The organism is Bacteroides sp. ET71, from assembly GCF_023336905.1.
In the GTDB taxonomy this organism is placed as follows: Bacteria; Bacteroidota; Bacteroidia; order Bacteroidales; family Bacteroidaceae; genus Bacteroides.
This window is the reverse complement of record NZ_JAMBLS010000013.1, coordinates 74,230-82,138: the sequence shown is the minus strand read 5'-3', so window position 1 is coordinate 82,138 and position 7,909 is coordinate 74,230. Positions and strand designations below refer to the sequence as shown.

Below are 7,909 nucleotides of genomic sequence, written 5' to 3'. Positions count from 1 at the left end.
GAGAAAACGCGCTTTGATAGAAACGGTCAATGATGAGTTGAAGAATATCGCACAGATTGAACAACTCCAGACACCGCTCCTTCAATAACTTCATTGCCAATTCGCTTTCTGCCATAGCGGCATACTGTTTCTTTGAAAAGAAGCCCGCCATTAACCTGTATTTTGTCAGAGACGGGCAACTTATCCTGTTTTGAATTATATCGAACTCACGTTAAATTATTTATTTGATTATGTATATACAAGATACCATTTGTGCTATTGCAACAGCTCCTGGTGGAGCTATTGGGATTATTCGTGTATCAGGACCTGATGCTATTACTATTACTAATCGCATTTTTGTTTCCACTGCTTCACCTGTTCCATTAACCGAACGAAAACCTTATACTTTAACATTCGGAGAAATTGTAGATGAGCAAAAAGAAATAGTTGATGAGGTTCTTGTGAGCCTTTTTCATGCCCCACACTCATATACTGGTGAGGATTCTACAGAAATCTCTTGTCATGGATCGCCGTATATTCTCCAAAAGATAATGCAACTACTAATCGATCAAGGATGCCGTTCCGCAAAAGCCGGTGAATATACACAACGAGCTTTTCTAAATGGAAAAATGGATTTGAGCCAAGCTGAAGCTGTAGCCGATCTTATTGCTTCTACATCTGAAGCAGCACACCACCTTGCTCTAAACCAGATGAGAGGTGAGCTCAGCCGTGAATTAGGCAAATTAAGAAATCAATTATTACACCTAACTTCACTTATGGAGCTAGAATTAGATTTTTCAGACCATGAGGACTTAGAATTTGCAAATCGTTCTGAATTACAAATATTAGCTGCTCAAATTGAAAGTCTCATTAACCATTTAGTAGAATCATTCAGCACAGGAAATGCTATTAAGAATGGCATTCCAGTTGCTATTATAGGCGATACAAATACAGGGAAATCCACCCTTCTTAATGCACTAGTAGGAGACGAACGCTCTATTGTAAGCAATATCCATGGGACCACTCGTGACATTATAGAAGATACAATAAACATTCAAGGAATTACTTTCCGTTTCATTGATACGGCTGGCATACGCCAAACGGATGATGCAATTGAGACATTAGGTATTGAGCGAAGTTTTAAAGCTCTTAAACAAGCTAAAATTGTTATTCTCATGTATGACCTGCAACGTCCTTCTGATGACTTTTATATTTTTTATCAAAAAATTCAATCCCACCTTGCCAACAAACAAATTATCCTAGTGCTGAATAAATGTGACTTGGTTTCTAATATCCCCGTCCACCTACCTGAAAAAATCACTCAAACTCTTATTCCTCAATCTAATATAGTAACAGTGTCTGCTAAGCAAAAAATCTCAATAGATCGACTCCTGTCACTTCTTGTCACCATAGTTAATCTACCCGAAATCACACATAGAAACATAATTGTTACCAATATTCGTCACTATGAAGCACTCACTCATGCCCTAAAATCAATCCATCGCGTACAAAAAGGAATTTCTATCAATCTTCCTAACGATCTCATTTCTCAAGATCTTCGAGAATGTATTTTCCACCTTTCTGACATTGTGGGAGAAGTAACTACAGATGCTGTACTTGAAAATATTTTCAAGCATTTTTGCATAGGGAAGTGAAAGAATGCAACTGACTGCAACGAATCAGAACCAACTATAACGAAGCCGCTGATTTTCAGCGGCTTTTTTATTTGTCCCAAATCCGACTGATAGCAGCTGGAGGTAGTTGTCCGCCATATTTTTCTACCGTATTTCTACCACGGAACATTTTCGGGCTTTTGCCCGATGTCACACTGAAGTAGTCAACAACATGTGTTGACAATGGTTTACATAGGTAGACAAAAAGCGAAATTAAAACTATATGGTTTCACTAAAAATATGGAGAAAACAACATGGAAGTAAAAAGAATCTGTCAATGGTGTGGTAAGCCATTCATTGCGAAGAAAACTACCACCAATTATTGCAGCCACCAATGTGCCAGTCAAGGCTACAAACACCGTATGAGAGAACGAAGACTCGAACTTCGTGAGTTACAGGATTTGATAGAAGTCAAAAGCAAACTTGACCATCAAGACTACTTTACTTTTGCACAAGCCGCACAGTTGATGGGCGTTTCTCGCCAATACATTTACAAGCTTGTCAAAGAGGAAAAGTTGAGAGCTTCAAGAATCAGTGCAAGGATGTCAATCATTCGCAGAGCCGATATTGAACTGATGCTCAAAACACGCCCCTATGAACGAAGAAGAGTAAAAGATGATCTTGATATAACCGAATACTACACTGCCGAGCAAATTGCCGAAAAGTACAAAGTCTCGCAAAAATGGGTTTGGGCATATACCAGAGAGCATGATATCCCAAAGGTCAAGATCCGTCAGTTCAACTATTACAGCAAGAAACACATTGATGCGGCATTTGCCAAGTACAGGACTGACGATGCCCTAACCGAATGGTACACTCCCGAAGAAATCGAGAAAAAGTACGGCATGACCCGTGTCGCCATCCGCTCACAGGTCTACCGCAACAACATCCCCTCGAAGAAGGAGCACGGGCAGATATTCTACTCAAAACTTCATTTCGACCTGTCAAAACAGACCGCCGAAGATAACTCGTCTGAATACTACACCGTACAGGAAGCTATGAAAAAATACAATCTCACCAGGGATTCTGTTTACGGTATCCTGCAATTCCACGAAATAAAACGAGAGAAGAAAGGCAGATTCGTGCGCTTTCTGAAAGTGGAATTCGACCACATCATGGGAGCCCGTTAGTAGCCAAATGCGACCGATTATAATTATCTGAAAATTATTTCCTGCTGATTATGGTCTGTATAAAAGCATTAAGGATTTTCGCAGCAAAAATCAGTTACAACCATTTAATATTCAACATTATGTCAGAATGCAAAACAGTAACACTGAGAACACGTCCATTGAAGAAAGGGATGTTATCTTTCTACCTTGATTATTATCCGGGCTACCGGGATCAGGAAACAATGAAGACCATCCGCCATGAAGGACTGAACATTTACATCTATGCCAATCCCAAGAATCAGCGTGAACGCGACTTCAACGCTGCCATGTCGGAAAAGGCCGAAGCAATCCGGTGCCGGAGGTTTGAAGCCATCGTTAATGAGCGGTATGATTTCTTCGACAAACGCAAGTTCAAAGCGGACTTTCTGGAGTATTACCGGAAGCAGCTCCGCAAGCACGACCAGAAATGGGGATTTGTCTATCAGCACTTCTACAACTTCGTTCACGGCAAATGCACTTTCGAAGAAATAGATGTGGACCTGTGCAACAAGTTCCGGGAATACCTGCTTAACGCAAAGCAACTCCGGCGTGACGGACAGATATCAAGGAACTCCGCTTCCGGCTACTGGTCCACTTTCCGTGGATTCCTGAAGATTCTGTACCGCAACAGGATGATAAAGACCAATGTCAATGACTTTCTGGAAAAAATCGAACCAGAAGATGTTGCCAAGGAATACCTGAGTGTGGAAGAGCTGTATTGCCTGGCTGAAACTCCGTGCAAGATACCTGTTCTAAAGACTGCTTCCCTCTTTTCGTGCCTGACCAGTTTGCGGCTCAGTGATATACTTTCCCTTTGCTGGGAGGAAATCGTTGACTTTGCAGCTGGAGGAAAATGCGTCCATACCATCACCCAGAAGACCAAGACCGAGGACATCATCCCGATAAGCGATGAAGCCTTGGAACTGATCGGTTACAGTCCCGAGAAAAAAGGTCTTGTGTTCAAAGGCCTGAAGCGGAGCTGGACGCAGCAGCCTATGAAGGAATGGATCCGTTCTGCCGGAATTACCAAAAACATAACTTTCCACTCATACCGCAGGACATACGCAACTCTTCAAGCCGCAGCCGGTACTGATATCCGTACTATCCAAAGCAACATGGCGCACAAGAGCATCACTACCACTCAACGCTACATGAAAGTAGTCGACAGCAACAAGCGTAAGGCGACCACCAAAATCACATTGACAAGAAAGGGCTGACCAGACTGATTCATGCCTGTTTTATCGGTTAGAGTATGATTTTTCGCTGAAAATCATACTCTAACCATATTTTTTCTTAAATCCCGGCTGATTTTCCGCCATTATTTACAACGATCTGAAACCAGACATCTATTTTTGTCCTATCATAATTCCAAATAATAACAGTTTATGGCAGATAACAACCGAATATCCATCAAAAAGACAAGCCGGGTTCTTGCATTTACATGTGTCGCCTACACAACAGTGGCAACAATATTGTACAACAATTATCAGATTGACCTGATTGACTATTCCACTCCGGTCATATTAGGAACCGTAGCTACAATCATGTCGGGCGCTGCACTGCAACGCATGTTCTGTTCTCTACTCTCCAAAAGCTGTCTTTCTTTTGGCTGCAAGGAGTTATCCTCAAGAGGAACTGTCCATTCCGAGACAAATCCTGACACCCAGGTAGAATTGTCCCAAACTGATAATTCAACCAGTGAAAAACAGGTCGAGAGTCCATATCTTAAGGAATATGAAGCACGCATAGAAGAATTGCGGCGCAATGAAATGGAGAAGAAGACCGTTATTGTGCATGCGATACATGAATACACCACACACGAAATGTCACAGTTCTTATCCATAGATGATCTTGAAACTCTCCATGAGAACATAGAATCTCTGGCATACGGACAAGCGGAACTATATAAACCGGTTCGTTCCAAGCCCGATAATCAAATCAAATCCCCTTCGCTGAGACATTATGCATGGAATATCGGGGAGAGACTTGATGTCCCTTTAATCGATAGGGCAAAGTTCATAAAAACAATATTCCCGCATGAACTGGAAAATGCAACAATCGAATACCTTTGTAAAAATCTTCGTGACTCAGTTCCCGCCATAATTGCTATAGATGTCCCGAAGAACGGGGACTATCATTTCAGTTGTATGCAAACTTCAGCAGACAGCGATAATTAGTTTCTGCTGATTATAATCTGCATAATATCATTATGTTGGTTTGCAGCATGTTAAACAATTAAATCGTTTAGTCATGCTAAAAGAAAACCTTACTTTCAATGATTTGCCGGAAATGGTAGGCAGACTGTGTGAAAAGATTGAGAGTTTAGAGAATGCTCTGAAGGAAAGTCTCGCCAAAGAACTGTCTGCCAAAGAGAATCTTCATGTCCCCATGACTGTGGAAGAAGTATGCAGCTACCTTGGAATATCCAAGTCATCCTTCTATTACAAGGCCAAACACGGAGGGATACCTGTCATCAAGCAGGGGAAGCATCTGTTCGTATATCGCGACGAACTGGACAAATGGCTGGAGACCGGAAGAAAAAGCCAGGTGCCTCTGAACTTCGAGGAGGAACACGAGCAGATGCTTGCTGCGACAAGACATAAGGCCAAACCAAGAGAACTGTAGGAATATGGAAAAGACGAGCTGCAATATTCCTACTCCGGAGGAATTGAGAAACTACATAAAAGAATCTGTCATAAGTGTGACCGGGACATACGAACAGTCCGCTTCCGTGCTTATGGTGGATGATTCCACAATCGGGACTCTGGGAAACTTCAGTGCATCCATTGGAAAGGCCAAAAGCAAGAAGACCTTCAATGTCTCCGCCATCGCTGCGGCCGCCCTGAAGAATGGCACAGTGCTGCATTACCGTGCCTGCTTCCCGGATGGAAAAAGGAAGATTCTCTACGTTGACACGGAACAAGGCAAGAACCATTGCCAAATTGTTCTGAATAGAATCCTGAGACTGGCAGGTCTGCCGAAAGATTGTGATGCAGACAATCTGACGATGCTGGCACTCCGGAAATATTCGCCTGAAGTACGACTGGCTATAACGGAAGAGGCAATCGGCATGATACCCGATTTAGGTCTGGTCATCATAGATGGCATCCGGGACTTCATCCATGATATCAATTCACCCGGAGAATCCACCGATGTGATATCCAAATTCATGCAATGGACCGATGACAGGCAGATACACATCCATACCGTCCTGCATCAGAACAAGAATGACGAACACGCACGCGGTCATGTCGGCACGGAACTGAACAACAAGGCGGAAACCGTCATGCAGATAGAGCCAGACAAAGACGACAAGTCCATAAGCGTGGTGGAAGTCATACACAGTCGTGACCGTGAGTTTGAACCGTTTGCCTTCCAGGTAAACGATGATTCCCTGCCCGAACTGGTGGAGTCATATCAGCCTCAGAAAAGGCAGCCAGGACGCCCTCCTAAGGAACCGTTTGACCCGTACAAGGAAATACCTGAGGATTCGCACCGTTCCGCATTAAACGCCGCTTTTGAGGACGGAAACATCAGCGGCTATAACGGCTACCTTGAACGGCTGAAAGAGGGCTACGGACGGCAGGGAATAAAGCTGGGGTACAACAAGACGGTGGAATTGGCAAAGTTCCTATGCAACAAGCGGATGGTCGTAAAAGAAGGGAAAGAATACAAATACAACCGAGATTTTCATTATTGAGCCCCTATACCATCAAATCCCGGTGTGACATTTTTCTGTGACATTTCCCGGCTTTACTTTAATGCCGGGGTGTAGATATGGGAATAAAGCAAAGCTATGGCAGGTTTCATCATGCAGGTGCAATCTGCCATGCTCTCTTTTGTATGTACACTGGAAACCGGACATCCTCTGCATTATTTGAAGTGAAGCTATCATCCATGCCGGGCTTGCCCGTCTGCCAGTAGTAAACCCTATGGGGGAGCCTAATACCCCACTCGCCCTTCGGCGGCGGGATACGTGCCAATTAAAGCAGCAAGCTGGGCACGTAAAAATCGTTGTCGGTAGTGGACAAGATACGGAAAATCCTATCCTTTGGTATGGCCGACTATACTTCGGCACTGTGCTCATAGTTTCAACAGAAAAATCGGTTAGGGCTTTTAACCAAGTTGTGCTTTCAAAAAACTGTTGTTTTAGGAGTGAAAGAGCATCAAAGATACCCCTTCGCTACCTCAACAGAAAATCATCATCAAAACATACGCAATTATTCTGCAGGACATTGTACATCTCCAAGCCTTACCTGTTGTATATGATGTTGATTTTTTTCTCCCCTATTTTCGGAATTGGTTTACCGTGTCTATAGTCAAACTCTCTATCGAAACCAAGACAGAAATGTTCAATGCGTATACTGCATCCACTTCTACTAAGATTGGCTTATGTTATGGCAGACTTCTATCATGGCTTTGGTAGATGAGATTTCGTAGACTGGATAATCTTTGCCATAAATGCAATTTGAGAATCCGGCAGACACTAAATCACTATTTGGCAAAGAGAATTAATACATCTGCACAATATGTTCAAATCAACAATGTCTAAAGTCCATCCCAGTACTTTGCTCAAACTGGCAGCAGCGTATTAGGAACAGATGAAAAGTCAGATTAAATCTGGTAAATTTCTATATATCCGTTGTAACATATTAAAAATCAATGTTATATAAAATTCATATTGCTTTTAAGAAACAAATTAGAAACAAAACTGTCTTTTTTGATAATTCTGTGTTTTTTTCTTTTCATTTGATTTCATTCTTTGCACTTGGTAACATTTGAGTGTCTCGACAAGCAGACTTCCGACTCAAACATCCCTTGCAAAATCGTCTGACTTTCCCAATATCTATTTTTGCAGCCAAAAGAAAAAAACACATTATATGGTTCAATGGCGACAGGATAATGCAAAGATACAACTTTCCATCAATAGGCAGTCATATTTTCCTGCCTAAATACAGTTTAGTTTAATTTAGCCTATATATAGAGCTAATAAACCAAACTAAACTGGATTTCGATGCCTCAATCAAACCACCGAAGAACTCTCTTATCCCTTTTTATTTTTTCGCTGCACCCCTCTTTTATACGGGAAGCATCTTCTGATACTCCGCA

The 7,909-nt window shown here is 42.3% G+C and carries 6 protein-coding genes and 1 pseudogene; all 7 read left to right on the top strand.

Annotated features, from left to right (window positions below):
* A pseudogene (locus M3090_RS08865) lies at positions 1 to 194 on the top strand (transposase); the annotation flags it as partial.
* A gap of 36 nt (positions 195 to 230) precedes the next feature.
* Complete coding sequence (gene mnmE / locus M3090_RS08860) at positions 231 to 1,634, top strand: tRNA uridine-5-carboxymethylaminomethyl(34) synthesis GTPase MnmE (protein WP_249055338.1); 1,404 nt, start codon at positions 231 to 233, stop codon at positions 1,632 to 1,634.
* Between the two features lie 272 nt (positions 1,635 to 1,906).
* Positions 1,907 to 2,782, top strand: a complete 876-nt coding sequence (locus M3090_RS08855; RefSeq protein WP_249055336.1) for a helix-turn-helix domain-containing protein — start codon at positions 1,907 to 1,909, stop codon at positions 2,780 to 2,782.
* Between the two features lie 119 nt (positions 2,783 to 2,901).
* A complete protein-coding gene (locus M3090_RS08850; RefSeq protein ID WP_249055334.1) occupies positions 2,902 to 4,017 on the top strand; it encodes a tyrosine-type recombinase/integrase in 1,116 nt (371 codons plus the stop codon).
* 168 nt (positions 4,018 to 4,185) lie between these two features.
* Positions 4,186 to 4,977 (top strand): hypothetical protein, encoded by a 792-nt coding sequence (locus M3090_RS08845; RefSeq protein ID WP_249055332.1) that lies wholly within the window; start codon positions 4,186 to 4,188, stop codon positions 4,975 to 4,977.
* Between the two features lie 73 nt (positions 4,978 to 5,050).
* The gene (locus M3090_RS08840) at positions 5,051 to 5,425 is read left to right on the top strand and encodes a helix-turn-helix domain-containing protein (protein ID WP_249055331.1); all 375 of its coding nucleotides are present in this window, start codon (positions 5,051 to 5,053) and stop codon (positions 5,423 to 5,425) included.
* Positions 5,426 to 5,429: 4 nt separating this feature from the next.
* On the top strand, positions 5,430 to 6,500 hold the full coding sequence (locus M3090_RS08835; protein ID WP_249055327.1) for an AAA family ATPase: 1,071 nt from the start codon (positions 5,430 to 5,432) through the stop codon (positions 6,498 to 6,500).
* Positions 6,501 to 7,909 lie beyond the last annotated feature (1,409 nt).